The organism is Mangrovibacterium diazotrophicum, assembly GCF_003610535.1.
Classification (GTDB): Bacteria; Bacteroidota; Bacteroidia; order Bacteroidales; family Prolixibacteraceae; genus Mangrovibacterium; species Mangrovibacterium diazotrophicum.
Genome location: NZ_RAPN01000001.1, coordinates 12,348 through 38,737 on the forward strand (window position 1 = coordinate 12,348; position 26,390 = coordinate 38,737).

General features: G+C 43.4%; 19 protein-coding genes. 6 read left to right on the forward strand and 13 right to left on the reverse strand.

The window, feature by feature from the left end; genetic code table 11:
• Positions 1-751 precede the first annotated feature (751 nt).
• From BC643_RS00060 to BC643_RS00075, 4 genes are all read left to right on the forward strand, one after another.
• Complete coding sequence (locus tag BC643_RS00060) at positions 752-1,309, forward strand: RNA polymerase sigma factor (RefSeq protein ID WP_245994989.1); 558 nt, start codon at positions 752-754, stop codon at positions 1,307-1,309.
• 112 nt (positions 1,310-1,421) lie between these two features.
• On the forward strand, positions 1,422-2,615 hold the full coding sequence (locus BC643_RS00065) for a FecR family protein (protein ID WP_120271144.1): 1,194 nt from the start codon (positions 1,422-1,424) through the stop codon (positions 2,613-2,615).
• Between the two features lie 158 nt (positions 2,616-2,773).
• Positions 2,774-6,262, forward strand: coding sequence for a SusC/RagA family TonB-linked outer membrane protein (locus BC643_RS00070; protein ID WP_170154410.1), 3,489 nt, complete (start codon positions 2,774-2,776; stop codon positions 6,260-6,262).
• Positions 6,263-6,279: 17 nt separating this feature from the next.
• Entirely contained in the window at positions 6,280-7,806 is a 1,527-nt protein-coding gene (locus BC643_RS00075; protein ID WP_120274076.1) for a RagB/SusD family nutrient uptake outer membrane protein, read from the forward strand.
• Between the two features lie 124 nt (positions 7,807-7,930).
• On the opposite strand, the gene BC643_RS00080 is transcribed toward BC643_RS00075, so the two are convergent.
• The 8 genes from BC643_RS00080 to BC643_RS00115 all read right to left on the reverse strand — a co-directional run bounded on the left by BC643_RS00080 (position 7,931) and on the right by BC643_RS00115 (position 17,450).
• Positions 7,931-9,238, reverse strand: coding sequence for a citrate (Si)-synthase (locus tag BC643_RS00080; protein ID WP_120271146.1), 1,308 nt, complete (start codon positions 9,236-9,238; stop codon positions 7,931-7,933).
• Between the two features lie 32 nt (positions 9,239-9,270).
• Positions 9,271-10,539 carry an NADP-dependent isocitrate dehydrogenase gene (gene icd / locus BC643_RS00085; RefSeq protein WP_120271147.1) on the reverse strand — a complete coding sequence of 423 codons (1,269 nt, stop codon included), beginning with the start codon at positions 10,537-10,539 and terminating at the stop codon, positions 9,271-9,273.
• Position 10,540: 1 nt separating this feature from the next.
• Positions 10,541-11,773, reverse strand: coding sequence for an NADP-dependent isocitrate dehydrogenase (locus BC643_RS00090; protein ID WP_120271148.1), 1,233 nt, complete (start codon positions 11,771-11,773; stop codon positions 10,541-10,543).
• 24 nt (positions 11,774-11,797) lie between these two features.
• Positions 11,798-14,062, reverse strand: a complete 2,265-nt coding sequence (locus BC643_RS00095; RefSeq protein ID WP_120271149.1) for an aconitate hydratase — start codon at positions 14,060-14,062, stop codon at positions 11,798-11,800.
• 261 nt (positions 14,063-14,323) lie between these two features.
• The gene (locus tag BC643_RS00100; protein ID WP_120271150.1) at positions 14,324-15,322 is read right to left on the reverse strand and encodes a Gfo/Idh/MocA family protein; all 999 of its coding nucleotides are present in this window, start codon (positions 15,320-15,322) and stop codon (positions 14,324-14,326) included.
• Between the two features lie 113 nt (positions 15,323-15,435).
• On the reverse strand, positions 15,436-15,987 hold the full coding sequence (gene rsmD / locus BC643_RS00105; RefSeq protein WP_120271151.1) for a 16S rRNA (guanine(966)-N(2))-methyltransferase RsmD: 552 nt from the start codon (positions 15,985-15,987) through the stop codon (positions 15,436-15,438).
• Positions 15,984-16,808: a DUF3822 family protein gene (locus BC643_RS00110; RefSeq protein ID WP_120271152.1), complete on the reverse strand. Its 825-nt coding sequence runs from the start codon at positions 16,806-16,808 to the stop codon at positions 15,984-15,986. Before BC643_RS00110 ends, rsmD begins: the two co-directional genes overlap by 4 nt.
• Before the next feature lie 9 nt (positions 16,809-16,817).
• Positions 16,818-17,450 carry a hypothetical protein gene (locus tag BC643_RS00115; RefSeq protein WP_120271153.1) on the reverse strand — a complete coding sequence of 211 codons (633 nt, stop codon included), beginning with the start codon at positions 17,448-17,450 and terminating at the stop codon, positions 16,818-16,820.
• A gap of 90 nt (positions 17,451-17,540) precedes the next feature.
• On the opposite strand from BC643_RS00115, the gene BC643_RS00120 reads away from it, so the two are divergent.
• Positions 17,541-18,965 carry an ATP-dependent DNA helicase gene (locus BC643_RS00120; RefSeq protein ID WP_120271154.1) on the forward strand — a complete coding sequence of 475 codons (1,425 nt, stop codon included), beginning with the start codon at positions 17,541-17,543 and terminating at the stop codon, positions 18,963-18,965.
• A 99-nt stretch (positions 18,966-19,064) separates the two neighbouring features.
• Here the strand turns inward: BC643_RS00120 and BC643_RS00125 are convergent, their stop codons facing one another.
• From BC643_RS00125 to rpsA, 5 genes are all read right to left on the reverse strand, one after another.
• Positions 19,065-20,315 carry a C1 family peptidase gene (locus tag BC643_RS00125; RefSeq protein WP_211337938.1) on the reverse strand — a complete coding sequence of 417 codons (1,251 nt, stop codon included), beginning with the start codon at positions 20,313-20,315 and terminating at the stop codon, positions 19,065-19,067.
• A gap of 116 nt (positions 20,316-20,431) precedes the next feature.
• Positions 20,432-21,763 (reverse strand): alpha-L-fucosidase, encoded by a 1,332-nt coding sequence (locus BC643_RS00130; RefSeq protein ID WP_120271156.1) that lies wholly within the window; start codon positions 21,761-21,763, stop codon positions 20,432-20,434.
• Positions 21,764-21,838: 75 nt separating this feature from the next.
• A complete protein-coding gene (locus BC643_RS00135) occupies positions 21,839-22,756 on the reverse strand; it encodes a ribonuclease Z (protein ID WP_120274077.1) in 918 nt (305 codons plus the stop codon).
• 21 nt (positions 22,757-22,777) lie between these two features.
• The gene (locus tag BC643_RS00140; protein WP_120271157.1) at positions 22,778-23,131 is read right to left on the reverse strand and encodes an STAS domain-containing protein; all 354 of its coding nucleotides are present in this window, start codon (positions 23,129-23,131) and stop codon (positions 22,778-22,780) included.
• 45 nt (positions 23,132-23,176) lie between these two features.
• Complete coding sequence (gene rpsA, locus BC643_RS00145) at positions 23,177-25,018, reverse strand: 30S ribosomal protein S1 (RefSeq protein WP_120271158.1); 1,842 nt, start codon at positions 25,016-25,018, stop codon at positions 23,177-23,179.
• Between the two features lie 449 nt (positions 25,019-25,467).
• Here rpsA and rfbD point away from each other — a divergent pair, with 449 nt between their 5' ends.
• Positions 25,468-26,340 carry a dTDP-4-dehydrorhamnose reductase gene (gene rfbD / locus BC643_RS00155; RefSeq protein WP_120271160.1) on the forward strand — a complete coding sequence of 291 codons (873 nt, stop codon included), beginning with the start codon at positions 25,468-25,470 and terminating at the stop codon, positions 26,338-26,340.
• Positions 26,341-26,390 lie beyond the last annotated feature (50 nt).

Sequence of the window (26,390 nt, forward strand, 5' to 3'; positions counted from 1 at the left end):
CGGGATGTTTGTTCGGTTACATTGCTGCACCTTCCCAAACGAAGCCCTCACAGATTTTCCGAGTGTGGCGTCTTACGATGCCTGCATTTCTCGTCAGCAGTTTTCGGAATTTCTTCCTACTGCAACCTTAATCGGAAGAAGTCTTCCGCCAGGTCTCTGTTTTTGGTCAAAACTTAATTGAACGCTTGGCGATCATGCTTGATTAACTACTTTTCGAATCTCTTCGCTTTTCATTAAACTTCGGCTCTTCAGACGGCAAATTCGATGATTTGTTCGACTCGGTTCCGGCTTAGCTAAAAGCTTTTCCCTCATCCTCATCTTTCCGAGCGGCCTTTTATCGCTCACCTGATAGATTAAAATTACAACACAATTCCTATGTAAGTCAATTTTTTACAGTGTTTTAAATGAACGTCGTATCAACTGTAGTAATCAACAATTGTTAGTTTCGTCTACGAGGCCCAAAATACCAAGGTTTCAAGTTGATTGTAGAATTGTTTTTAAGCAGGTTATTAACAATTTTAGAACCTCATAAAACGCATAATCCTGCCTGAAAGCTTTTTGATTTTATATTGCGTTCGATAAATCACCAGTTGTTCAGTCTTATAAATGAGCTTTCGTGACTACTTTGTTAGCTAAAAATTACTTTGAATAAGGATTTGAACGATGTTTTTAGCTTAAGAAAATTAAATTTGTGTTTGGGTAAAAAGGAATAAACTAGCGCATGCAGGTTCGAAATCGGGATTACTGGTTAATGATATGGCATCAGTTCAAGACTGGGGAGTCCAAAGCATTTGAGACGATTTACAATGAATTTATCGATCATTTGTATTCTTATGGAATAAAAATGTCGAAAGATCATGAAATGGTCAAAGATGCTATTCACGACCTTTTTATCAATCTCTACAACTACAAAATCGACCTGAAGAGCCCGGAGTATATTGAATTCTACCTATTTAAGTCTTTTCGGCGAATTATTCTGGATAAAATAAAGCAAGGTCAAAATAGTAGGGAGTTTGAAGAGAATGAAGACTTATCATTCAATTTGTCCTTCGATCTGGAAGCTGAGTATATTCTGGATGAGTCGGAACAGTACCGGGTGAAAGCTTTGAAGGCATTATTGGACTCGTTAAACCCGGCACAAAAAGAATTACTCTATCTTCGGTTTCAAACCGGCTTGAGTTATATCGAAATTGCAGAAATCTTAAAACTGAAGCCGGACACTGTAAAGAAACAGGTTCAGAGGCTACTCAGCCAGATTCGGGTACAGCTCGGAGCGGGCTTTCTGGAACTCCTCACAATTATTTTTTAATATTTTTTCACATTTCTTGTCCCTTTTTTAGCATTTCTCACTCTTAGTAGAAAGAAACAGTTCAAAATGTCGGAAAGGCGAAGGAGTTTCTTTCAATTTACTACTTTATTGCATGAGAAAAGTTGAAGAAGATATTTTAAATAATCCCCTATTTTTCAAATGGGTTTATCACCCCAATGAGGAAACGGAGCATTGGTGGAAAGAATATATTCAGAAGCATCCTGAGTTTGAGTCCGAATTGGAGCAGGTAAAAAAGCAACTGCTGAAGATTCAGTACGAGCAGGAAGTGATGGGAGAGCGGGAAAAGAAAGCACTTGCCCGAAAAATAATGGAACAGACGATTAATCGTCATAGAACGGCTCGGATTTTACGACTGAAGTCATTGACGAAATATGCGGCGATATCATTCCTGTTTTTCTGCCTGGGAGGAACATTAGTCTATTTCTTCCTGGAGCAAGAAAAGCCTTACCAGATATTGGCTAATTCGGAAGATTACATCAACATAAAAGGCCCTTCGCTTATTCTCGACAACAAGGAGATTGTGGCTTTGGAGGACGAGGAGTCAAATATCAATTACCTGGATAAGGGAAAAGTTATTGTCAACGGCAAAAGCGTATTAAAAAAAGACAGTTTGACCAAATCCGGTAACGAACTCAACCAATTGCTGATTCCCTACGGTAACCGCTCGAAGATTGTTCTCAGCGATAGTACAGTTATTTGGTTGAATGCTGGCAGTCGGTTGATTTACCCGACGACGTTTAAAGGTGAGAAGCGCGAGGTTTTTCTTTTTGGAGAAGCTTTTTTCCAAGTTTCGAAGGACAAAGAGCACCCTTTCATCATTTCAACAAATGACCTTTCGATAAAAGTATTGGGAACCCAATTCAATGTCAGTGCTTATCCCGAGGATCAGGTGGTTCAAACGGTTTTAACGGAGGGACGGGTTTCAATCAAGAAAAACAAGGCAGGCTTGTTTGAAAAAGAGGTTGTCTTGAATCCGGGGCAGATGGCCAGTTTCAACAAAGAAAGTTCTGAGACGAAAGTGGTTGATGTTGATCCGGTTTACTATGTCATCTGGAAAGACGGGACTCTGAAATTTACAAATGAAGATCTCAGTCGCGTGATTAAAAAACTTGAGCGATTTTACAATGTCAGCTTTTCGTTCCGTAATGCCTTGGATGGTTCTATTCAGATTTCAGGAAAACTCGATTTAAACGGGAATTTGGATGAAGTGGTAAAATATGTGGAAAAGGCAGCAGATGTAAAAATTACGTCAATAAAAGGTACAACACGTTACTATATAAATTAATCCGGAATGTGGTGGCTCACAAACCGGATTAAAAGATGAAACTGCATTGATAATTAGGTCAATACAGTAGTTTTAAATTTAAACAACTCAAATGTATGGAAAAATTTCTAATTCGCGGTCATGCCGTCAGGTTTGGCCGTCTAAGATTTTGGTTATTTATGAAAATGACATTTTTATTGACCTTAGGCTTTGTTGTTTCGGCGTTCGGGAATAGCTTCTCGCAGTCGGCACATTTGAATCTCGATTTCCAACAGGAAAAAATTGCCGATATCATTGAACAGGTCGAAAATCAGAGCGATTATGTTTTTCTCTATAAAGAGGAAACGTTTAATGTCGAGAAGAAGCTGACCTTTAAAATTGAAGATGGGACGATTAACGATGTATTGGCAGAGGTTACAAAAGGTCAGGGCGTATCGTACGAAGTTTTTGACAGACAGGTTGTGATTACAAAAAATACATCTGTTCCGGAAATGCAGCAGCAGGTCGTTCGTAATGTAAAAGGTCTTGTTTTGGACGAATACGGTGAACCTGTTCCCGGAGCAACAGTTGTGTTGACCGGTAAAAGCGGGGGAACGGTTACCGATATGAAAGGTGAGTTTTCGTTGTCGGTTCCGCAAGATGTAACGTCATTGTCGGTTTCATTTATTGGCTTTACAACCAGCGAAGTTGACATCAGTGGAAAGGAGACGGTGACGATTGTCCTGAAGGAAAATGTTGTTGGTGTTGACGAAGTTTTGGTGGTTGCCTATGGTACTGCCAAGAAAGAGTCGTTAACCGGGGCGGTTGCTGCTATTGACTCGAAAACGATTGAAGGTCGTGCAGTCACAAACGTTTCCAGCATTTTGGAAGGTAACGCAGTTGGTGTGCAAGTTAACAATACTTACGGTGAACCGGGATCTGAGCCAACGATCCGGATTCGTGGCTTCTCTTCTGTTAATGGTTCAAATGAACCGCTGTACGTGTTGGACGGAGTACCGTTCGGAGGGAACATTTCAGACTTGAATCCTCAGGATATTGAGAGTATCAGCGTGTTGAAAGATGCTGCATCATCTGCTTTGTTCGGAAACCGCGCATCAAATGGTGTGATCCTGATCACGACTAAAAAAGGGAAAAGCAAAGGCAATGCTGCCAATCTAAATCTGAATATCAACCAAGGGGTGTTTGCCCGTGGTATTAAAGAATATGAACGCTTGGGTGCCGACGACTTTATGGAAGTAATGTGGAAAGGTTACCGCAACTATTTAATGTCGAGCCAGGGGGATGATTACCCTACAACGGAGTTGGCAAACGCAGAGGCGACCAGTACGTTGGTCGACACTTATTTGAAATATAACATTTACAACAAAGCGAACGATGCGCTTTTTGACGGCGAAGGAAATTTGGTTAGCGATGCTAAAGTGCTTTCCGGATACGATGACTTGGATTGGTTCGATTACATCGAGCGGTTAGGTTACCGACAAGATTATAGCGTAAGTGGTAGCGGTGGTACCGATGTCAGCAATTATTATTTGTCGGCAGGCTATTTGGATGAAAAAGGTTATGTGGAATATTCCGATTTCAAACGTTTCAACGGTCGTGCAAATGTCAGTGTTACTCCTCGCGATTGGGTGGACGCCAGCTTGTCGATTGCCGGATCACACCAGATTTCGAATAATACGACCGGTGATGCCGATAACGCTAGTCTGTATATCAACCCGTTCAACTATGCCCGTAACATGGCTCCGATTTACCCGGTTTATTTGCATGACATGAGTACCGGAGAATATCTGTTGGACGAGGAAGGTAACAAACAGTATGATAGTGGAAACGAATATTCACGCCCTCAGAATCTTGGTCGTCACGTGATTTGGGAGAATGAGCTGAATATGGATCGTACATATCGCAATACGATGCAAAGTGCTGCGAATATGAATATCAAGTTCCTGAAGAATTTCAAGTTTACCTTGAATGGCGATCTTAACTTGCGAAATTCAGAGAATCAGACATACAACAATGCTACAATTGGTGATGGGGCAGGTAATAATGGTCGTGCAAAACGCGTGTTTTATCGTTACAAAAACTACACGTTCCAACAACAGCTGAGTTGGGCACGTGATTTCGGCTTGCACCATGTTGATTTCCTTGCAGGCCACGAAAATTACAGTTACAACTATTCTTACACCTACGGCTACAAAACAACTGAGACATTCACTGGTGGTACAGAGTTGAATAACTTTACAGATATTACATCACTAACAGGATATCAAAACAATTACCGGACGGAGAGTTACCTGTCACGTGGTCGCTACGATTACGATGGTAAATATTACTTCGATGCATCGTTCAGACGTGATGGTTCTTCCCGCTTTAAAGATGGGATGCGCTGGGGGAATTTCTGGTCTGCAGGTGGTGGCTGGATCGTATCCAAAGAAGATTTTTTCAGCTCTATTAGCCATGTTGTCGACTATTTGAAATTGCGGGCATCCTACGGTGAGGTTGGTAACGATGCCAGCGTCGATTATTACGGATACATGGCCTTGTATGAGGTTAGCCAAAATGCGAATCTTGGCGCTGTTTACAAATCGCAAAACCCGGCCGACGATATTCAATGGGAAACATCCAGTTCTTTCGGTGTTGCCCTTGAGAGCCGGATTTTGGATCGGATTGGTTTAACGGTTGAATACTTCGATAAACGTTCAAAAGACTTGTTGTTCGACGTTAATTTGCCGCTTTCGGCAGGTGCAACTTCAACATCGGATGCAGAGGCAACAGTCTACCAAAACCTGGGTTCTGTATCTAACCGAGGTGTTGAATTCGATGTGAATATTGATCTGTTGAAAAATCGGGATCTGAAATGGAAACTTGGAATCAATGGTACTGTTTTGAAAAACAAGATTGTGAAACTACCGGAACAAAATAAAGACGGTATCATTAACGGAACCAAACGTTACCTGGAAGGACACGGAGTTTATGACTTCTGGATGTATCAATTTGTAGGTGTTGATCAAATGACCGGTATGTCATTGTATGAGGCAAACCTGGAAGATTATACAACCGAAACTATTCCGGAAGATTACCTGGTGCAAATTGGTGATGATTATTACACCACCTACACCACTTATGCGAAAAAAGACTGGAGCGGCAGCGCTATTCCTGATATTTTCGGAAGCTTGTCTACATCGTTGAACTATAAAAACTTCGATTTCTCGGTGCTGTGTACATACTCGCTTGGCGGGAAAACTTACGACAGTTCATACCGCAGTTTGATGTCGGTTGGTTCAACTCCGTCTGCAGTTCACAAAGATGTTCTGAAATCGTGGGATGGCGTACCTGATGGCATGACCGAAAGTTCAGCCAATCGAATTGATCCGAACGGCGTTCCGATTATCGACTATGGTTTGAGCACTTATACCAACTCAGAGTCTAGTCGCTTTTTGCAGGATGCTTCTTACCTGGTTGTGAAAAACGTTTCATTGGGCTATCATTTCCCGAAATCGATCACAAACAAGTTAGATATCAGTAACCTTGCAGTGAACCTTTCGGTAGAGAACCTGGCAACTCTTACGAAGCTTCAGGGGATGAACCCTCAGCAGTCTTTCAGCGGTATTAACAGCAATGCTTTCGTAACCGCTCGTGTTTTCTCATTGGGAATCAATGTTAAACTGTAATGAAAAAACTAAGAATAATGAAAATACATCATATTATAGCGAGTTTGGTTCTGCTTGTTTTCGTCGGAACGTCATGCTCTGAAGATTATCTGGCAACAGAGCCGACAGCAGATACGGCGACTTTGACTGTTTTTGAAACAACCGAAGGAGCAACGCTGGCCATTAACGGTCTGAATAAATTGATGACACGTCAATACCTGGGTTCTCAGGGGTTCAATGGCGAGGGAACGATTAAAATGTACTATGGAAACTACCCGGGGAATCATTTCTATGTGTACTTGTCGGGATGGTCGAATATCATCAACGGCGAATACCATGAGAATATCTCGAGTATTTACGATTACTATCCCTGGTACTATTACTACATGTTAATCGGAAATGCGAACACGGTGATTGCTTATATCGATGATGCTGAAGGAACAACTGCCGACAAGGAATTTATTAAAGCACAGGCTTTAACATTCCGGGCATACAGCTTCTTCATGCTGTCTCAAATCTATTGCAACCGCTGGAGCGATGCTGATGGTGCCAGTGATGGTTTGGTGTTGAGAACCGATCTTTCAACGGGAGATATGGCACTTTCAACGTTGACCGAAGTTTATGCGCAGGTTTACAGTGATTTGGATGAAGCCATCGATTTGTATACCTCGTCAGGTAATACCCGTAGCACCAACTACGACCCGGATATTAATGTAGCTTATGCGATTTATGCCCGGGCTGCTTTAACCCGCGAAGATTACTCAACGGCGAAAGAGATGGCTGTAAAAGCGCGCGATGGTTATCCGCTAATGAGTGTATCTGATTACGAAGCCGGCTTTTATACGCCAACGCAAGAGTGGATTTGGAGTAGTTACGGAGCTTCTGACGAAACATTGTATTACTACTCTTATTTCGCTTACATCGCTTATAACTCAAATGCCAGTAACGTGCGGAACTATCCGAAGTGTATCAGCAAGGAATTATATGAAAAGATTCCCGAAACCGATATTCGCCGCGAATTGTTCCTCGATCCAACAGGCTACAGCTACACTGCCTCATCGGGTCAGGCTGGAAGTGAGTTGAAAGAAGTAGCTTTTGCTGCACATCCCGATTTGTATTCAACTGCGAAAGCTTTTGCTTATATGCAGTTCAAGATTGCTGCTGAAGATCTGCCGGGCGTTGGTCAGTTAAATCATTTCCGTTCTTCTGAAATGTACCTGATTGAGGCGGAAGCCGATTATTTCCTGAATAGCGAAACAGGTGCTCAGACATTATTGGATGAGCTTATCGCAAGTTCAGAACGTGATCCTTCTTATGTCTGTACAGCGACGGGAACCGATTTATTGGATGAAATCAAACTCTATCGCGCTATTGAGTTGTGGGGCGAAGGCTTTGATTGGTTCGATTTAAAACGTTGGGGTGATAGCATTGAGCGTAAGTCACCGACTGAAGGAGGTAACTTCTTAAGTGTTTTAGCTGTTAGCTACGGACCGGATGAAAAGAATGATTGGACTTGGTTGATTCCGGAGAAAGAAACAGATTATAACAGTGCATTGTCTGAATAATTGTTGAGATAAATGAATTAATAAAAACCGGGTTGGCGTGAATGGTTGCCAACCCGGTTTCTTTTTTCATAAAAAAAGACTGAACGAAGCCGTCCAATCTTTTTTTAATATTTCAATAAACAGCTTATTCTTTTTCTGCTTGTTCTTTGAACCAGCTTAACGGATAAGATGATGGACGCTCGATTGGCAAGCCATACAAACGATCCATTACAAGCGATGCCAAAACACCCATCGCTCTTGAAACACCGAATAAAACAGTGTAGAACGAGTGTTCTTTGATACCGTAGTGGTAAAGCAAAGCACCTGAGTAAGCATCAACGTTTGGCCAAGGATTGCTGATTTTACCAATAGAACCCAAAATCGGAGGTACAACTTCATACAGGTTGTTAACAAGATCGACTAACTTGTCATCTTTGATGTACTTGTCAGCAAACTCTTTTTGAGCAGTGAAACGAGGGTCTGTCACACGAAGTACCGCGTGCCCGTAACCCGGAACAACACGTCCTGACTGCAATGTTCTTTGCACATACCCGGCCAGTTGTTCTTTGGTTGGTTCCTCTGTTCCCAATTCCTCAATCAGTTCGAAGATCCAGTTGATTACATCCTGGTTGGCATATCCGTGAAGCGGACCAGCCAATCCGAGCATACCAGCACCCAAAGAGTAGTATGGGTTACTCAGTGCCGAACCTACCAGGTGAGTCGTGTGAGCAGATACGTTACCACCTTCGTGGTCAGCATGGATAACCATATACAAACGCATCAGTCGTTTTACTTCATCGGTGTCGTGTCCCATCATGTGGGCAAGGTTACCGGCCCAGTCAAGTCTTGGGTCAGGCTCAATATGCTTGTCTTTATAATAACATCTTCTGTAAATATAGGCAGCAATACGAGGCAGACGCGCGATCAGGTTCATCACATCGTCGTACATAAAGTCCCAGTAGTACTTCTTGTGAACACCCGAACGATAAGCCTTTTGGAATACCGATTCAGTTGCCATGGAAACGATTGCCGCGGCGAACTGAGTCATCGGGCGAGCCGTCTTAGGCATCGCATCAATCACATCGAAAACGTGCTGAGGAACGTGAGCTCTGGTAGCCCAGTCTTTCGACAAGTTGGCCACGTCTTCGTCTTCCGGTATTTCACCTAAAAGCATCAGGTAGAACAAACCTTCCGGTAGCGGCTCTCCCTGTGGGTCGAGACGCGGAAGTTTTGCACGTAGTTCACCCAGCGTGAATCCGCGAAAACGAATCCCTTCGTTCGCATCCAGCTTGGAAGTGTCGGTAATTAAAGCCGGAATCCCTTTCATACCGGTTAAAACCTGGCCAATGGTTACATTAGCGAGAACTTTATCACCGTGTTCAGCTTTCAGCTTTTGGTACTCCGTAATGCACTTGCTGGTTTTTTCGTAAAACCTATTCTTGATGTATTCCATGATTTAATTAATTTAATTGATTAGATAGTTTTTTAATGTATGTTTCTGATGACTTCTTCCGCAAACTCAGATGTTGAAAGCAGTGTTGCTCCTTCCATCATCGCATGCAGGTCAGAAGTAACACGACGTTTCGCAAACGCATGTTCCATGGCATCAAATACATGTTCAGCGGCTTCGTCCCATCCCATGTACTCCAACATCATCACCCCGGAAAGAATTAACGAACTTGGATTCGCTTTTCCGGTTCCGACAATGTTCGGAGCTGTTCCGTGAGTTGCTTCGAAGATGGCATAACCACTATTGTAATTGATGTTGGCTCCCGGCGAGATGCCGATACCACCAACCATGGCAGCTAACTGATCAGAAACATAATCCCCATTCAAATTCAGTGTTGCAATCACTGAATGATCAAAAGGATGTAGCAGACTTTCCTGTAAAAAGGCATCGGTAATCACATCTTTAATAATCACTTTACCGCCACTTTCGGCCTGTTCCAATGCTTTTTTCGCGTCCAGCTGTCCTTTTCCCTTCTCTATTTTTTGATATTGACGCCAGGTGAAAACCTGATCGGCAAATTCATTTTCTGCTAAGTCGTACCCGTAGTTTTTGAACGCTCCTTCGGTAAACTTCATGATGTTTCCTTTGTGAACAAGTGTTACAGAAGGCAGTTTGCGTTCGATAGCATATTCGATTGCGGCACGGATCAAACGTTCTGATCCGTCCTTTGAAACCGGTTTTACACCGAACGAAGAGCTCTCGGGGAAACGAATCTGGGTTTTAATGCCCATTTCATTCTGCAGGAAGTCCAAAAACTTCTTCGTCTTTTCCTCCCCGGTCATGAATTCGATACCAGCGTAAATATCTTCGGTGTTTTCGCGGAAGATGTGCATGTCAACCATCGAGGGGTAGCGGATCGGGGAGGGAACTCCCTTGAACCAACGTACCGGACGCAGGCAAACATACAAATCGAGGGTTTGGCGCAGTGCCACGTTCAACGAACGGATACCACCACCAACCGGAGTTTCCAATGGACCTTTAATACCAACAAGGTATTTCTTGAAGTCTTCCATGGTTTCTTCGGGCAGGTAGGAACCGGTTTGTTCAAACGCTTTTTTACCAGCTAAAACCTCTTTCCACACAATTTGGCGTTTCCCGCCATATGCTTTTGCCACGGCAGCATCAATGACCTTCTGACAGGGGATCGAAATATCTTTCCCAATTCCGTCACCCTCGATAAAAGGGATGACGGGATGGTCAGGGACAATGAGTTTTCCGTCTAAGCGCGTTATAATTTCTTCCATACTAATTTGCGGCGAGTTTCGATTGTAAGTTTTGATCAATAGCACTCAGGAAATCTTCTGTTGTCAGGTAGTGCTCTGATTTGAGATCTTTTTCGTGAATGATCAGGGCAAGATCCTTGGTCATTTTGCCACTTTCAACTGTTTCGATGCAAACTTGTTCAAGTGCCTTTGCGAAGTTGATCAGCTCTTCGTTGTTGTCCAGTTTACCACGGAAAGCCAAACCTCTGGTCCATGCAAAAATAGAAGCAATGGGGTTTGTAGAGGTTGGATTACCTTTCTGGTGTTGGCGATAGTGACGGGTCACCGTTCCGTGAGCAGCTTCTGCTTCCATGGTTTGGCCATCAGGCGTAACCAGGGTTGAAGTCATCAATCCCAAAGAACCGAATCCCTGAGCAACAGTGTCCGATTGAACGTCGCCATCGTAATTTTTACAAGCCCAAACAAAGCCACCTTCCCATTTCATGGCAGCAGCTACCATGTCGTCGATCAAACGGTGCTCGTAAGTAATTCCGGCTGCTTTAAATTTGTCGGCAAATTCTTCTTCGTAAACTTGTTGAAAAAGGTCTTTGAAACGACCATCGTATTTCTTCAGAATGGTGTTTTTGGTAGACATGTACAGTGGCCAGCCTTTGTCCAAAGCCTGGTTCATACAAGCACGGGCAAAACCAATAATTGATTTGTCGGTGTTGTACATGGCCATGGCAACGCCGTCACCCTGAAAGTCATAAACTTCAAATGATTGCTCTTCGCTGCCGTCTTCCGGTGTGAAGGTGATGGTCAGTTTACCTTTTCCTTTTGTTGTGAAATCGGTTGCACGATACTGGTCTCCGAAGGCGTGACGGCCGATGCAAATCGGCTTCTTCCAGCCCGGAACCAATCGTGGAATATTGCTAATGATAATGGGTTCGCGGAATACCGTACCATCCAAAATGTTACGGATGGTACCGTTTGGCGATTTCCACATTTTTTTCAAACCAAATTCTGTTACACGAGCTTCGTCAGGCGTAATGGTTGCACATTTTACTCCAACGCCGTATTTTTTAATGGCATTGGCAGCATCAATGGTCACCTGGTCGTCCGTAGCGTCGCGGTGTTCCATCCCCAAATCGAAATACTTGATGTCGATGTCGAGGTAAGGGAAAATCAGTTTTTCTTTAATAAATGACCAAATAACCCGGGTCATTTCATCTCCATCCAATTCAACAACTGGATTGGCAACTTTGATTTTGTTCATTTTTCGGGTGCGTTTATCAGTTAGTTAATTCTTATTTTGCTGAGCGATCAAATTCAAGGCAGAACCAGCTTTAAACCACTCAATTTGTTGTTCGTTGTAGGTATGATTTACTTTGATTGTGTCTTTGGAGCCGTCAGCATGAACCACTTCAATGGTCAATGGTTTACCCGGAGCAAAATCAGTCAGATCCAGGAAATTAAACACATCGTCTTCCTGAATTTTATCGTAATCGGCTTCGTCGGCAAACGTCAAGCCCAGCATACCTTGCTTTTTGAGGTTTGTTTCGTGAATACGGGCAAATGATTTTACCAAAACGGCTTTCACTCCCAGGTGTCGAGGTTCCATCGCAGCGTGTTCGCGTGAAGATCCTTCGCCGTAGTTATGGTCACCCACAACGATTGACGGGATTCCTGCAGCTTTATATGCACGAGCAACTTTAGGCACTTCGTCGAATTCGCCATTCAGTTGGTTTTTAACTTTGTTGGTCGCACCACCAAATGCATTCACCGCACCAATCAACATGTTGTTCGAGATGTTGTCTAAGTGACCGCGGAAACGCAACCAGGGACCAGCCATTGAAATGTGGTCGGTAGTACATTTCCCTTCAGCTTTAATCAGCAATTTTGCACCTGTAATGTTTTTACCGTCCCAAGCCTGGAACGCAGATAACAACTGCAAACGGTTTGAATCCGGAGCAACCACAACATTAACAGAAGAACCATCGGCAGCAGGAGCTTGATAACCGGCATCTTCTACTGCAAATCCTTTTGATGGCAATTCATGGCCAGTTGGAGGATCCAGTTTCACTTGTTGGCCAGCTTCATTGGTCAACGTGTCTTTCAATGGGTTGAACGTCAAATCGCCGGCAATAGCCAATGCTGTCACCAATTCGGGAGAACCTACAAATGCAAACGTATTTGGATTGCCATCCGCACGTTTCGAGAAGTTACGGTTGAACGAGTGTACAATGGTGTTTTTCTCACCTTTGTCGGCACCTGGACGCGCCCATTGACCGATACAAGGACCGCAGGCGTTTGCAAACACACTTGCTCCAATTTTATCGAAAATATCGATGAACCCGTCGCGTTCAATCGTGTAACGCACTTGCTCCGATCCCGGTGTGATGGTGAATTGTGCTTTTGTTTTCAATTTCTTATCAACAGCTTGAACAGCCAACGAGGCAGCACGTGAAATATCTTCGTAAGACGAGTTTGTACATGAACCAATCAAACCAACTTCAACTTTTGTTGGCCAGCCATTTGCTTTGGCTTCCTCTGCCATTTTTGAAATCGGTGTGGCGCGGTCTGGAGTGAAAGGCCCGTTCAAGTGTGGTTCGAGTTCGTCCAGGTTGATCTCAATTAATTGATCGAAATATTTTTCAGGCTCAGCATAAACTTCCGCGTCAGCAGTTAAATGTTCTTTGATGCCGTTTGCCAATTCGGCAACTTCAGCACGGCCCGTCGCACGCAGGTAGCGTTCCATCGACTCGTCGTAGCCGAAGGTTGAAGTTGTGGCACCGATTTCAGCCCCCATGTTACAGATTGTTCCTTTACCGGTTGCTGAAAGTGATTGCGCACCTTCACCAAAATATTCAACAATACAGCCGGTACCACCTTTTACGGTCAACAAACCGGCCACTTTCAAAATAATATCTTTTGGAGCAGTCCAGCCGCTCAGTTTTCCTGTCAGTTTAACACCAATCAGTTTCGGGAATTTCAATTCCCAAGCCATTCCGGCCATGACATCAACAGCGTCGGCACCTCCAACACCAATGGCGATCATTCCCAAACCACCGGCGTTTACCGTATGCGAGTCGGTACCGATCATCATACCGCCAGGGAATGCGTAGTTTTCCAAAACAACCTGGTGAATAATACCAGCACCCGGCTTCCAGAATCCAATTCCGTATTTGTTTGATACTGATTCAAGGAAATTGAATACTTCCTTGTTGTTTTCGAGGGCAAATTTCAAGTCAGGAGTTCCACCAACACTGGCCTGAATCAAGTGGTCGCAGTGAACGGTTGAAGGAACCGCCGTTTGGGGTTTGCCGGCGTTCATAAATTGCAATAAAGCCATCTGTGCAGTGGCATCCTGCATGGCTACACGGTCCGGAGCAAAGTCTACGTAGTTAACTCCACGTTTGAAGTTCTCAACTTTCTCTGGCTCATATAAGTGAGCGTACAAAATCTTCTCGGCTAAAGTCAGCGGCTTTTTCAAAACTTCTTTGGCCAGTTCTATACGGGGGCCAAAGTTCCCGTAGGTTTTTTTGATTAAATCAAGATCAAACATATGAATGGTTTTAAAAACTATTATTCGCGGTGATATAATTCACCCTTCTAAACAAAATCGGGCGTTAAAGGTTGCTTCCGAAGGCATTAATATATCAAAAAAAAGATGATTTTTTTCATCTTTATTTTGTTGAACACAGATATTTTTTTTCATCGATGTCTCGTGACTAAAGGATTGTTTGCTAAAACGGCACGCAAAGCTATTTGGTCAAAAGTTTATTATTCAGTTGAATAGATTAATCTCGTTTAGTTGAATGAATGTTTATTTCAATTCAACCCATTTGCCGGTTTCTGAACTTTGTTTAATTGCATCGATTACAGCCATATTACCGATAGCATCAGATAACGGTGTTGGCACTGGTTTTTTGTCTAAAACGGAACAGGCGAAAGCATCTGCCTGCAGTGTGTATTGGTCTACTGCCTCAAACAGAATCTCTTCTGTTTTTTCTCTGGTAATCAGTGTGATTTTTGTTGCTTCAGTTGGAGGTGCATTGACCGGAATCTCGACAACAATTTGTCCCTGGTCGCCAAAAATATGGGCCCGTTGGTGTGGAATAAGTTGGGTCGAGCAGGTAAATGTAGCTGATTTTCCGGCACTGAATTGCAGGATGCCCGATGTCAGTCGGTCCGTTCCCATTGCCGGATCCAGATCCATAGAACCCGATACTGCCAAAGGCTCTTCGCCGAAAACGAAGCGCGGAAAAGAGATGCAGTAACAACCGATGTCCATTAAGGCACCTCCGCCGATTTCAGGATTGTTCCGGATGTTTGCCGGATCAACATTGTAATACGAAAAGAAGGATTGAACGGTCTTTACACTGCCAATTGCACCGGAGTGAATGAGCTCGATTACCTTTTGCCACTGCGGGTGAAAGCGGTACATAAACGCTTCCATCACTTTTAGATCAGGAAATTTAGAAGCTTCGGTTTGCAAATAAAGGGCTTCAGCTTTGTTCAAGCCGATTGGTTTTTCGCAGAGCACGTGCTTGCCGGCTTGCAAGGCTTTCAGCGTCCATTCAACATGCATATGGTTTGGAAGCGGATTGTAAACAGCGTCGATTTCCGGATCGGCAAGAAGCTCTTCGTAACTGGAATAGGCTTTTTCGATTCCTAAATCAGCGGCTGTTTTTTGAGCATTTTCCAAGCTGCGGGAGCAGATCGCGGTAACCTTTCCCAATTTGCTTTTTTGCATGGCGGGAATGACTTTCTGAACGCCGATTTTGGCAGTGCTCAAAATTCCCCAGCGAATGATTTCTGACATAATTCTCTATTTCTTCGTTTCGATGATTAAAGATAGGAAAAATGTCGGCATTCAGCAGGGGGCGGGGAGAGCTAGTCAAACTCAGTCCGAATATTTCAGAATTTGATAATGGCTTATTCTTGCCCGGAAATTAGCTTGCGAAAGAAGGAAAAGTGCACGCTACCGTAGTTGCGAATCTCAATAAACTCGGGGCGAGACGAGAAATCGTAATTTTTTGAATGCTCTAATATGAAGAGTCCGGTGTCTTTCAAAAGATGACCTGAAAGGACCAAATCCGGAACCTGTGCAAATTGTTTGTGGTCGTATGGCGGATCAGCAAAAATCAGGTCGAAACATTGATCTGATTTCTCCGCGTATTGAAAGGCGTTCGCTTTAATCGCCTTGATGCTTTTCTCGCCCAGCTTTTCAATCACTTCTTTGATGAAGCGGTGGTGCTGAAAATTCAATTCTACAGAAGTGATGTCGGTGCAACCACGCGAAGCAAATTCGAAGGAAATACTTCCGGTTCCGGAGAATAAATCCAATACCTTGATGTCTTCAAAATCAATCTGGTTTTGCAAGATATTGAACAGGCTTTCTTTGGCCATATCTGTGGTTGGGCGAGCCTTGAAGCTTTTGCCGGGGTTGAAGAGTCTGCCTTTATATTGGCCACCAACAATTCTCATGAAAAACTATTAAAGAGGTTTACAAAACGGGCGTCGGGCAATTTGTCGAACAGGTAACTGTAATGGATGTTTTTTGGGTTCGACGCAATTTCAACATCCGTAAAATACTGCTTCAGTCGATGGTAAATTGTCGCATGTTTGTTGACCATACCATCCAACAAAATCGTTTGCGGTTCGGATGCAGACGCTTTGATACTTCCCAAAATATAAAACATCACATCATTCTCGCCATCGTAGAAAAAGCTGTTGTGGAAATGGAGTCCCAGTTCGTCGATTCCGGAAACAATCAGATGCTTTTTTAGCACGGTTACCTTTAGCAGGTTCTTTGTGCCTGCCACCCTGGGCAACGACAGGTTCAGGTCGCTCATGAACTTGGCTCCGGGATGCTTTTCTTCCAGAAAGCGGTAAACCATTTGCGGAATTTCATAAACGGCCCAATATTTAACAGGTGAAATGAACGTTGCTTTTACGGTCGCTCCCTCTGCGGGCATCATTGTTCCTTTTAAATAGTCAGCTGTATTTTGCGACTGATAAATTTCGTCGGGAACCAATGTGGTACGGTTGGGAACAGCAAAGATGACACATGTCTTCTTGAATGCCAGATGAAGCAAATCCGACTCTTCGTAAATGGATTTCAAACGTTTTAACAAGAAATCCGGTTCCGTCTCGAACAGTTCCTGGTGATAAAGGTAGATGACCTTGTTCTGGATTGTGTCGAGTATAGAAAAAGAAAATCCATCCAGGCTGAGCTGGATGGATAGCTTGTATTCTAGGGTGAAATTTAAATCGAAAGTTTCGTCAACCAGCGATATTTTTTGCATAGCGCATGATTATTCCCAGTTACCAGCGTTGTTGTTAGCTTCTGTCAAAGAACCTACTTTCAACCCAGGATATTTTTCGTTTGTACGAGCTTTGTCGTTCAAGTTGATTACCAACTGACGGTCCAAACCTCTCAATACCGTATTGTTGTGAACTTTTGCTTCGAAAATAGGAACTTGAATACCAGAACCTGTAGTGATAATTGCAGCACCCAGGTGGAACTGAGCAACAGTATCAGGAACAGGAACGTATTTCAACTGGTTTGCATCAAAACCTTTTCCGAACAGCGTATCAATCACACTAATCTTAATGGTATCACGAATGATTTTTCCTTTTTTGATTGCAGTTTCTTCGGTCCAGCCAGCTTCAACCATACTATCGGTAAGCATACCAATTTTTTTCACTAAAGGAAGTTCACCTGTTTCTACAAAGTTGATCAAAGTATCCCAACTTCCAGTAAATTCACCGTGAACATCTTTGTATGCTAATTCTGCTTTTCTGATATCTTTCAGACGGTCTACAACCTTCTCAACTCTTTCTTTTTTAGCTTTCTCAAAATCAATTGGCCGTTGAACGCTGCTATAAATCAGATATCCAAGAACGATAGCGATTACAATAAGTACAATCTGAATTGCTGTCTTCATCTTTGATTATTTAAGATTAGTTTTTGTTTGCATGCAAATTTATAAAAAAAATTAAATTACAATCGGCGGAATACTTTTAAATTAGCCGTGATGTTAAAAAAACACTTAGAGAATCAATTGGTCGATAATTTGGGCTTTCCGCCGACAGAAGGACAAAAATATTTGGCCGAAAGACTCGCTGATTTTATCACCACACAGGAGCAGGATATTGTATTTTTACTGAAAGGATATGCCGGTACCGGTAAGACCAGTATGGTGAGCGCGTTAGTTAAAACGCTGGCTTCCTACAAGATTCAAACGGTGTTGTTAGCGCCGACCGGCAGGGCTGCAAAAGTCCTTTCAACCTACACCGGGAAAAGTGCTTTTACCATTCACAAACGTATCTATCGCCAGCAATCTTCGTCGGACGGAATGGGGCGTTTTGTGCTCGACAAAAATCTGTTAAAAAATTGTTTCTTTCTTGTCGATGAAGCGTCGATGATCTCGAATTCATCACTGGATGGATCGGTTTTCGGAACCGGACGCTTACTGGACGACCTGTACGAGTTTGTGTATTCCGGACATAATTGCAAGTTGATGCTAATTGGAGATACGGCACAGTTGCCTCCTGTAGGGATGGAAATCAGCCCTGCTTTGGACGCGGAAGAGTTGCAAATGTATGGTGTGGAAGTGGACGAAGTTGAGCTCACAGACGTGGTTCGGCAGGAAATGGACTCGGGTATTCTTTACAATGCGACAGCTTTGCGGGAAATGATCGGCGAAGATGATTTCTGGGGCGACTATTTCCCAATCGAGCTGGACGGTTTTACAGATATTCAGCGAATAGGAGGGGGCGATTTAATTGAGAAGATTTCGGAATGTTACGATCGGCATGGTGAACAGCAAACAATGGTGATCACGCGTTCGAACAAGCGTGCCAATAAATTTAACCAGGGAATTCGCTCTACCATATTATATAAGGACTCGGAAATAACAGTTGGCGATTTGCTGATGGTTGTGAAGAACAACTATTTCTGGTTGGCCGATGATGAGCGCCTTGATTTTATTGCAAACGGTGATATTGTTGAAGTGAAGTCGATCCGGAAATACGAGGAGCTTTACGGATACCGGTTTGCAGATGTGAGCCTGCGATTTATCGATTACGATGACCTGGAGATCGACTGCAAAATTTTCCTGGACACCTTAAATATTGAAACGGCCAGCTTTGGCTCGGAAGATAATCAAAAGCTTTTTCATGCGGTGGCCGAGGATTATATGGATATTCGCAGTAAAAAGAAGCGATGGGAGAAGATTAAGGAGAATCCTCATTTCAACGCACTGCAGGTGAAGTTTGCTTATGCTGTTACCTGCCACAAAGCGCAGGGCGGACAATGGGACGCCGTGTTTATCGATCAGGGCTATTTAGTCGAGGACATGTTGAACAAAGAATTTCTGCGTTGGCTGTACACCGCTTTTACCCGCCCGGTGAAAGAACTTTACCTTGTCAACTTCAATAAGGAGTTTTTCGGAGAATAGGGCATAAAAAAAGTCATCCCGAACTTGTTTTGGAACCTGCTACCGGAAAGGAACAGATCCTGAAACAAATTCAGGATGACCAGTTGAAACGAGTTGTTTCTATTTGAATTTCTTCAGTATATCTTTTACAGCGTCTTTGTGAATGGTGAACCCCATCATTTTCAACTTCACATAGTCTTCGCTAAAGAAATAGTAACCGAACTCAGCTGCACTGGGATCATTGTTGCGCGAGCCCGAGCTTGAGTCTTTAATCAGGTACCAGTCTTTGCCATCCTTGTTGTAGTTTTCGAGGTAGCCAACCAGATGCATACCGTGGTCGTCGGTAGTGGTTTCGTTATCGAAACGGAACGCACGTGAATCGTCGTTAATGTAAGCCGATGGAATATCGAAATCGGGAACCATGGCGCACTGTGTATCGCGGGCAAAACCGGCTTCAGATACATCGCCGCCAATGCTCATGGTGTAGCCTTCGCGGATGGCTTTCTTCACAATGTCCATGTAAACGTCCAGCGGAACATTGTAATAGTCGGCATTGTGCCACCAATTATCCGGCACGGTATATTCAACTTTTTGCCAGTAAGGTTTTTGCTTGTATGAAAGGATTTCAACAAAATCGTTGGGATCCAGTTTTAGGTAATCTTTCATATAGCTCATTGGCGTGTATTCTTTTCCGTCAACCACGAAAGAAGTAGGAGGAACGCCCATGTAGTGATTCATGATCGAAGCAATCGTTTCAAGAGCGGTCTTTTCGTTCCATGCATTCGATGTTTTCAACGAGTTCAGGTAGGCGCTCATTTCTTCCATCATTTTGCTATGATCGTGATATTTCCGGCCGTTGATCAACCCGGTGTACTCAGTCTCAGGCATCAAACCGCAAGCTAGGGCAATGCGAGCGACAGCGTTTCCCTCCGAACCTTCGTCGAACAGGGAATTGCCGCGTTCCTCAATAAAACGCTTCGCCTTGGCCAGGTATTCGTTATAGGCGACGAACATTTCCGACAGTTTCACCTTTTTGCCGGTCATGCGGAAGATTTCCGATTCGTACATCGAAAGGGTTGAAAAGTCCCAGCAGGTACCGGTGTTACCTTGCGAAATAACCGGGTTTGCCCACTCGCGTTTGTACAGGCTCACTTTGTTCGGAAGATCGTAGCCCGACTGGTCCATGGTTAAACGCGTCGCCGGCGCTTCAGCCTCGAGCGAATCGTTAACATGACTAATGTCTTTCAGAATTGTTTCGTAATAGAAACCTTTGCCTTTGGGGTAAACGTCAATTTTGGCTGTGTCTTTGTTTTGGGCCGATAAATTGACAGCAAACATGCACGCAGCAACAAATGCCAGTGATTGTCTCATAAATCGAATTATTTTAATGTTTGTATTGACGAGCTTTGGCGTTGCGGTTAGTTATTTCTCGCCGAGAGGTCATAAAAGTATAAAAATCATCGGCTGGAAAGCATGACTTTTTCACACTAATTGCTCTCAATGACCTGGCCTTTTTCCCGATACAGATCGACTTTTCCTTTCAGGAGAACGGCAATGACGGTTACCTGCGGGTCGAGCACTTCATCGGGAACATCGATGTAAACAATGCCGGGCACGCTGCTCCAGTATTGCTTTCCGACCACCTGCCAGTTCAATTTGGTGCCTTCGCCCACTACCCAGATGCGGTTGATTTCGTTTTTCAGTCCTTTAATCATCAACGGACCGTTGGGTTTGTAAGGCAGGTAGAGGTAAAGAATGTCGCTGTCTTTATTGAGGGCTGTCGGACCGTAAAAATGTTCGTGCGGAATGCCAGCCTGGGTTTCGTAAATGGCATCTTTGTGTTTGTTGGTCCAACGGCCGAGTTCTTTCAAAATTGAAACCTGTTCATCAGGGATGGTGCCGTCGGCTTTTGGCCCAATATCGAGCAACAAATTGCCGCCCATGCTGATGCAGTCGACCAGGATACGGATGATTTGGTTGGGCGTTTTATAAGCATGATCGTTGTGTTGGTAGCCCCACGAATTATTCATAGTCATGCACAGTTCCCACCAGCGCGAATTCGGACGGGTAACCGGAAGCCCCTGTTCGGGAGTTGCATAATCGCCATAACCCTGGATGCGTGAATTCAAAATCACATTTTTGTTCCAGCTTCGTAGGCTGTCGCTTAGCTCACGGGCTTTCCATGCCTCGGCTGTTTGCTCCCAGTCGCCATCGAACCAGTATAGGTCGGGCTTGAAATTCTTCGACAATTCTTCCAACTGGCAAAAGTTGAAATCAACAAATCGGTTCCAGCGCTCGGGATCATCTGTGTAACGCTTTTCTGTTCGGGTTTTGTTAGGGTAATCCGGGTTGGACCAGTCAAGCAGGGAATAGTACAAACCAACTTTCAGTTTGTCTTTTCGCAAGGCTTTTACGAAAGGAGTAATGACGTCCCTCCCGGCGGGAGATTGCTTGGAGATGCTCAGGTCTGAGCAATGTGTATCCCAAAGCGCGACGCCGTCGTGGTGTTTGGTGGTTATGACGGCATACTGGGCACCCGACGATTTGATCAGGTCGGCCCAATAAGACGGATCGTAATTTTGAGCCGTGAAACCATTGAGCTGTTTCATGTAATCGTCGTACGAAATGTAATTGTTGAAGAAGGACCAGCTTTCGTCAATTCCATTGACCGCGTAAATTCCCCAATGGATAAAGATTCCCAGCTTGGCATCTTCGAACCATTGCATTCGGTCAATTTTTTGATCTTCTGTTTCTTTTGCTCTCAACGAAAATGACAGGAATAGAATGATTCCAATCAGACAAAGAAGTTTGCTATTCATAGGTAAAATGGATTAGGTTGCCTAAAGATAAAATTTATCCGTAATGCTGCCTATGATGAATGTTTAAACTGAAAGTTAATCGATGGAATAGGTGGAGTTATCCTGAGCGGCTTCGGTTGCCGGGAAAACGTTTTTCGTTTGCTCCAAAATAACCGACAGGTCTTTGTATCGCGCCGAAAAGTGACCGATGAGAAGTTTTTTGGCTTGAGCTGCCATGGCGATTTGTGCAGCCTGTACACCTGTCGAGTGATAAGTCTCTGATGCAATCTTTGTTTCTTCTTCGGCAAATGTTGCTTCGTGGTAAAGCAAATCAACACCTGCTATTTCGGGGATCATGGCTTCGTTGTAAGCAGTATCTGAGCAAAAAGCATACGACCTTGGCTTCGGAGCAGGAATGACCAGTTCGGAATTGGGAATGGTTAAGCCGTTTCCACATTGAAAATCTGCGCCAGCCTTAATGTTTTTAATTTCGCGAACCGGAATGTCGAACGCTTTAATCTTTTCCTTGATAATATTGGCTTCTTTCGGCTGTTCATCGAAACGAAAGCCACAGCAGGCAATTCGGTGCTTTAACGGGAACGACGAGATCTTTATCTTCTTGTCCTCTAAAATAACCTGCGGCTTTTTAAAGTTGAGCGGGTGAAAGATGATCGGAAAGCCCGGTTCGCCCATCTCCAGGAACTCCATCTGAAATTTGGTGTAGCGTTGAAGCTCGGAATGGGCATAAATGTGCAGTTCGCTTCTGCGGCCTTGCAGCACCAGGGTGGAAATAAGCCCGATTAACCCAAAGAAGTGATCTCCGTGCAGGTGCGATATAAAAATATGATTGATTTTGCTGTAGTTGATGCGGTTCTTGCGAAGCTGGTGTTGCGTGCCTTCGCCGCAATCAATCAAAAAAAACCGCCCAAGTACATTGAGCACTTGAGCGGTTGGGTATCTTTCAGAAGTAGGCATTGCTGAACTACTTCCCAGAATTGTTAATTGAAAGGGCATCTGCATCTTTCAAAGAAAGCTTTACAAGTTTTCTTTTTCGACCAGCAATTCTTCCGCTGCTTCTACTGTTTTTGTAATCAGCAGAACAGTGTGAAGCATTGACAGGCGGATGAGATGTTCCACATCAGGTTGCAAACCACAAAGAATAAAAGTTCCGATAGCATCTTCGCAGAGACGATTGGCAACCAAAATCGAGCTTAAGCCCGACGAGTCTACATAGGCACACTCGCTAACATCAAGGATGATGTTTTTTACATTTTCGTTACCTAACACAACCAATTCTGATTTCAGATCCGGTGCGTTATTCGTATCCAGTTTCTTGCTCAGTACTTTAATTACTGAATGATCCGCTTTGTTTATTACTTGAAATTCCATGGATGGAAAATTACGAAATTCTGTTGAACAAATTGTAAGTATTTCTTACTTTTCTTTGTTTTCTTCAGCTTCCATCTGAGATTTCAAGGCAGCTAATTCGCTGATGTCACCCAAAGTTGTTTTCTCCAGGTTGTCTTTTACAGTTTTAACTGCTTTTTTCGTTTGCTTAGCCGCAGCTTTCTTCTCTGCTGTTTCAACCGATTTTTTCTCATCTTCGAATACACGAGAGTGAGACAGGATGATACGTTTTGCAGATTTAGAGAACTCGATTACTTTGAAGTCCAGTTTTTCTTCCAAAGCAGCTTGTGAACCGTCTTCTTTTACCAGGTGACGAGGAGTTGCGAATCCTTCAACACCGTAAGGAAGAGCGATTGTAGCACCTTTGTCGAACAACTCAACAACAGTACCTTCATGGATAGAATCTACTGAGAAGATTGTTTCGAATACATCCCAAGGGTTTTCTTCCAATTGTTTGTGGCCTAAGCTCAAACGACGGTTTTCTTTGTCGATGTCAAGAACTACAACTTCGATATCAGCACCGATTGAAGTGAATTCAGATGGGTGTTTGATTTTCTTAGTCCAGCTCAAGTCAGAGATGTGGATCAAACCGTCAACACCTTCTTCGATTTCTACGAATACACCGAAGTTAGTGAAGTTACGAACTGTAGCAGTGTGTTTTGAACCAACACCGAAGCGAGTGTCGATGTCTTGCCATGGGTCTTGACGAAGTTGTTTGATACCCAGTGACATTTTGCGTTCTTCGCGGTCCAAAGTCAGGATTTGAGCTTCGATTTCGTCGCCTACTTTCAAGAAGTCCTGAGCAGAACGCAGGTGTTGTGACCAGCTCATTTCTGAAACGTGGATCAAACCTTCTACGCCCGGAGCGATTTCAACAAATGCACCGTAGTCAGCCATAACAACAACTTTACCTTTCACGCTGTCACCAACTTTCAGTTCAGCATCCAGGTTATCCCATGGGTGAGGAGTCAATTGTTTCAGACCAAGAGCGATACGTTTTTTGTCATCATCAAAGTCAAGGATAACAACGTTCAGTTTTTGATCCAATTCAACGATTTCATTCGGATGAGTAATACGTCCCCAGCTTAAGTCAGTGATGTGGATCAAGCCGTCAACGCCACCCAAGTCGATGAATACACCGTAAGAAGTGATGTTTTTAACTGTACCTTCAAGAACTTGTCCTTTTTCCAGTTTAGAAATGATTTCTTTTTTCTGTTGTTCAAGTTCTGCTTCAATCAAGGCTTTATGTGATACAACTACGTTGCGGAATTCCTGATTGATTTTTACTACTTTGAATTCCATTGTTTTACCAACGTAAACATCGTAGTCGCGAATTGGCTTCACGTCAATTTGAGAACCAGGTAAGAAAGCTTCGATTCCGAATACATCTACGATCATACCACCTTTAGTGCGGCACTTGATGTAACCTTTGATGATTTCGTCGTTGTCCAAAGCAGCGTTAACACGATCCCAAGAACGCATTGCACGAGCTTTTTTGTGAGACAGAATCATTTGACCTTTTTTGTCTTCCAGGCTTTCAATGTATACTTCTACAGAGTCGCCTACTTTCAGGTCAGGGTTGTAACGGAATTCGTTCAATGAAACGATACCGTCTGATTTGTAACCGATGTCAACAACTACTTCACGTTTGTTCATCGAGATTACAGTACCTTCCAACACTTCTTTTTCCTGAACTGTGTTCAGTGTGTTGTCGTACATTTTTTCAAAATCTTTACCTCCGCGTTGACCGGCAAATCCTTCGTCTTCCGACTCCAGGGCATCCCAATCAAACTCGTCGTTGCTAACAGCAGCTGTCGCTACTTCTGCAACTTCTTCCTTGATCTCAAGGTTTTCTTTGTTTTCTACCATTTTAAAACTCAATTAATTAATAAGTTAGACATTATATTTTTTCTAACGCGCCGCAAAAGTATAACTATTCCGCCTGATTGCAAAGGTTTTTGGGCTTTTTTTGGTGATTTTACGCAAATGAGATAGAATGTTCTGCTTTCAGCGGCCTTTTAACACAATCTTAAAATTTTGTCTTGATTTCCATGTCGTTAGAAGAGCAAAGAATTCAATACGATCTCCGGCATGTTTTGGAACGAATTTCTTTGCCTATTATTCCGCTATTGGGCTTGGTCGATGACGAAGAGTTCATAAATTTGGCTGAAATAAATTATTCATTCAGAATTGAAGATTCATTGTTAAATCGAGTGATGTTTTTTAGCGATTTTATTGATTGGTTCTTTTAATGCCATATTTTTGAAGTCGGAGACAAAACCCACTTGTCTTTTCACCTATTAATTAAAATTTCATACATGAAAGTATTGATTACCGGAGCTAACGGACAATTAGGATCTGAAATCAAATCCAAAGCGAACAATTATTCCGGTCTTGAATTTCTCTTCACAGATGTTAATGAGTTAGATCTGTCGGATTTCGATGCAGTTATGGCCTATTGCCAGAAAGAGAAACCAGCTTACATTGTCAATTGTGCCGCGTACACCGCGGTTGATGTTGCTGAAACAGACACAGAACTAGCCGCATTAATTAATACCAAAGTGCCTTCCTTCCTGGGGAAAGTTGCAAAAGCAATCAATGGCAAAGTCATTCATATCTCGACCGATTACGTTTTCGACGGCTTGGCTTGCACGCCTTATAGCGAAGCAGACCTGGTTGATCCGGATTCGGTTTATGGCAAAACAAAGTTGAACGGTGAAATTGCTTTGGTGAAAGAAGATCCAAAGGCAATTATCATTCGCACATCGTGGTTGTATTCGGCTTACGGTAAAAACTTTGTTAAAACCATGATGAAACTGGGGCAGGAGCGAGACGAACTGAAAGTTGTATGCGACCAGGTTGGAACTCCGACCTACGCTGCTGATTTAGCCGACGCGATTCTGGTAATCATTGAGAAAAGTGCCAGCGACGAAGCAGCCTGGAAAGCCGGAATTTACCACTATTCAAACGAGGGAGTTTGCAGCTGGTACGATTTTGCCAAAGCAATTCACGAAATAGGAGGCATTGAATGTAACGTACATCCCATTCCGACCGAAGAATATCCTACACCTGCGAAGCGCCCTGCTTACAGTGTGCTCAATAAATCGAAAATTAAGCGTAATTTCGGAATCACAATTCCCTACTGGCGCGACAGCCTGAAGGTTTGTATGGAAAAACTTCAGGAAAAATAGAATTTTCGTCCACGGGCGAATCTCACACATATAGCTTTTAACAATCGAAA

What these genes read in the sequence shown, in the direction of transcription:
- BC643_RS00060 (WP_245994989.1), top strand. Translation starts at nt 752, where the DNA reads ATGATATGGCATCAGTTCAAGACTGGGGAGTCCAAAGCATTTGAGACG.
- BC643_RS00065 (WP_120271144.1), top strand. Translation starts at nt 1,422, where the DNA reads ATGAGAAAAGTTGAAGAAGATATTTTAAATAATCCCCTATTTTTCAAA.
- BC643_RS00070 (WP_170154410.1), top strand. Translation starts at nt 2,774, where the DNA reads ATGAAAATGACATTTTTATTGACCTTAGGCTTTGTTGTTTCGGCGTTC.
- BC643_RS00075 (WP_120274076.1), top strand. Translation starts at nt 6,280, where the DNA reads ATGAAAATACATCATATTATAGCGAGTTTGGTTCTGCTTGTTTTCGTC.
- BC643_RS00080 (WP_120271146.1), bottom strand. Translation starts at nt 9,238, where the DNA reads ATGGAATACATCAAGAATAGGTTTTACGAAAAAACCAGCAAGTGCATT.
- icd (WP_120271147.1), bottom strand. Translation starts at nt 10,539, where the DNA reads ATGGAAGAAATTATAACGCGCTTAGACGGAAAACTCATTGTCCCTGAC.
- BC643_RS00090 (WP_120271148.1), bottom strand. Translation starts at nt 11,773, where the DNA reads ATGAACAAAATCAAAGTTGCCAATCCAGTTGTTGAATTGGATGGAGAT.
- BC643_RS00095 (WP_120271149.1), bottom strand. Translation starts at nt 14,062, where the DNA reads ATGTTTGATCTTGATTTAATCAAAAAAACCTACGGGAACTTTGGCCCC.
- BC643_RS00100 (WP_120271150.1), bottom strand. Translation starts at nt 15,322, where the DNA reads ATGTCAGAAATCATTCGCTGGGGAATTTTGAGCACTGCCAAAATCGGC.
- rsmD (WP_120271151.1), bottom strand. Translation starts at nt 15,987, where the DNA reads ATGAGAATTGTTGGTGGCCAATATAAAGGCAGACTCTTCAACCCCGGC.
- BC643_RS00110 (WP_120271152.1), bottom strand. Translation starts at nt 16,808, where the DNA reads ATGCAAAAAATATCGCTGGTTGACGAAACTTTCGATTTAAATTTCACC.
- BC643_RS00115 (WP_120271153.1), bottom strand. Translation starts at nt 17,450, where the DNA reads ATGAAGACAGCAATTCAGATTGTACTTATTGTAATCGCTATCGTTCTT.
- BC643_RS00120 (WP_120271154.1), top strand. Translation starts at nt 17,541, where the DNA reads ATGTTAAAAAAACACTTAGAGAATCAATTGGTCGATAATTTGGGCTTT.
- BC643_RS00125 (WP_211337938.1), bottom strand. Translation starts at nt 20,315, where the DNA reads ATGAGACAATCACTGGCATTTGTTGCTGCGTGCATGTTTGCTGTCAAT.
- BC643_RS00130 (WP_120271156.1), bottom strand. Translation starts at nt 21,763, where the DNA reads ATGAATAGCAAACTTCTTTGTCTGATTGGAATCATTCTATTCCTGTCA.
- BC643_RS00135 (WP_120274077.1), bottom strand. Translation starts at nt 22,756, where the DNA reads ATGCCCTTTCAATTAACAATTCTGGGAAGTAGTTCAGCAATGCCTACT.
- BC643_RS00140 (WP_120271157.1), bottom strand. Translation starts at nt 23,131, where the DNA reads ATGGAATTTCAAGTAATAAACAAAGCGGATCATTCAGTAATTAAAGTA.
- rpsA (WP_120271158.1), bottom strand. Translation starts at nt 25,018, where the DNA reads ATGGTAGAAAACAAAGAAAACCTTGAGATCAAGGAAGAAGTTGCAGAA.
- rfbD (WP_120271160.1), top strand. Translation starts at nt 25,468, where the DNA reads ATGAAAGTATTGATTACCGGAGCTAACGGACAATTAGGATCTGAAATC.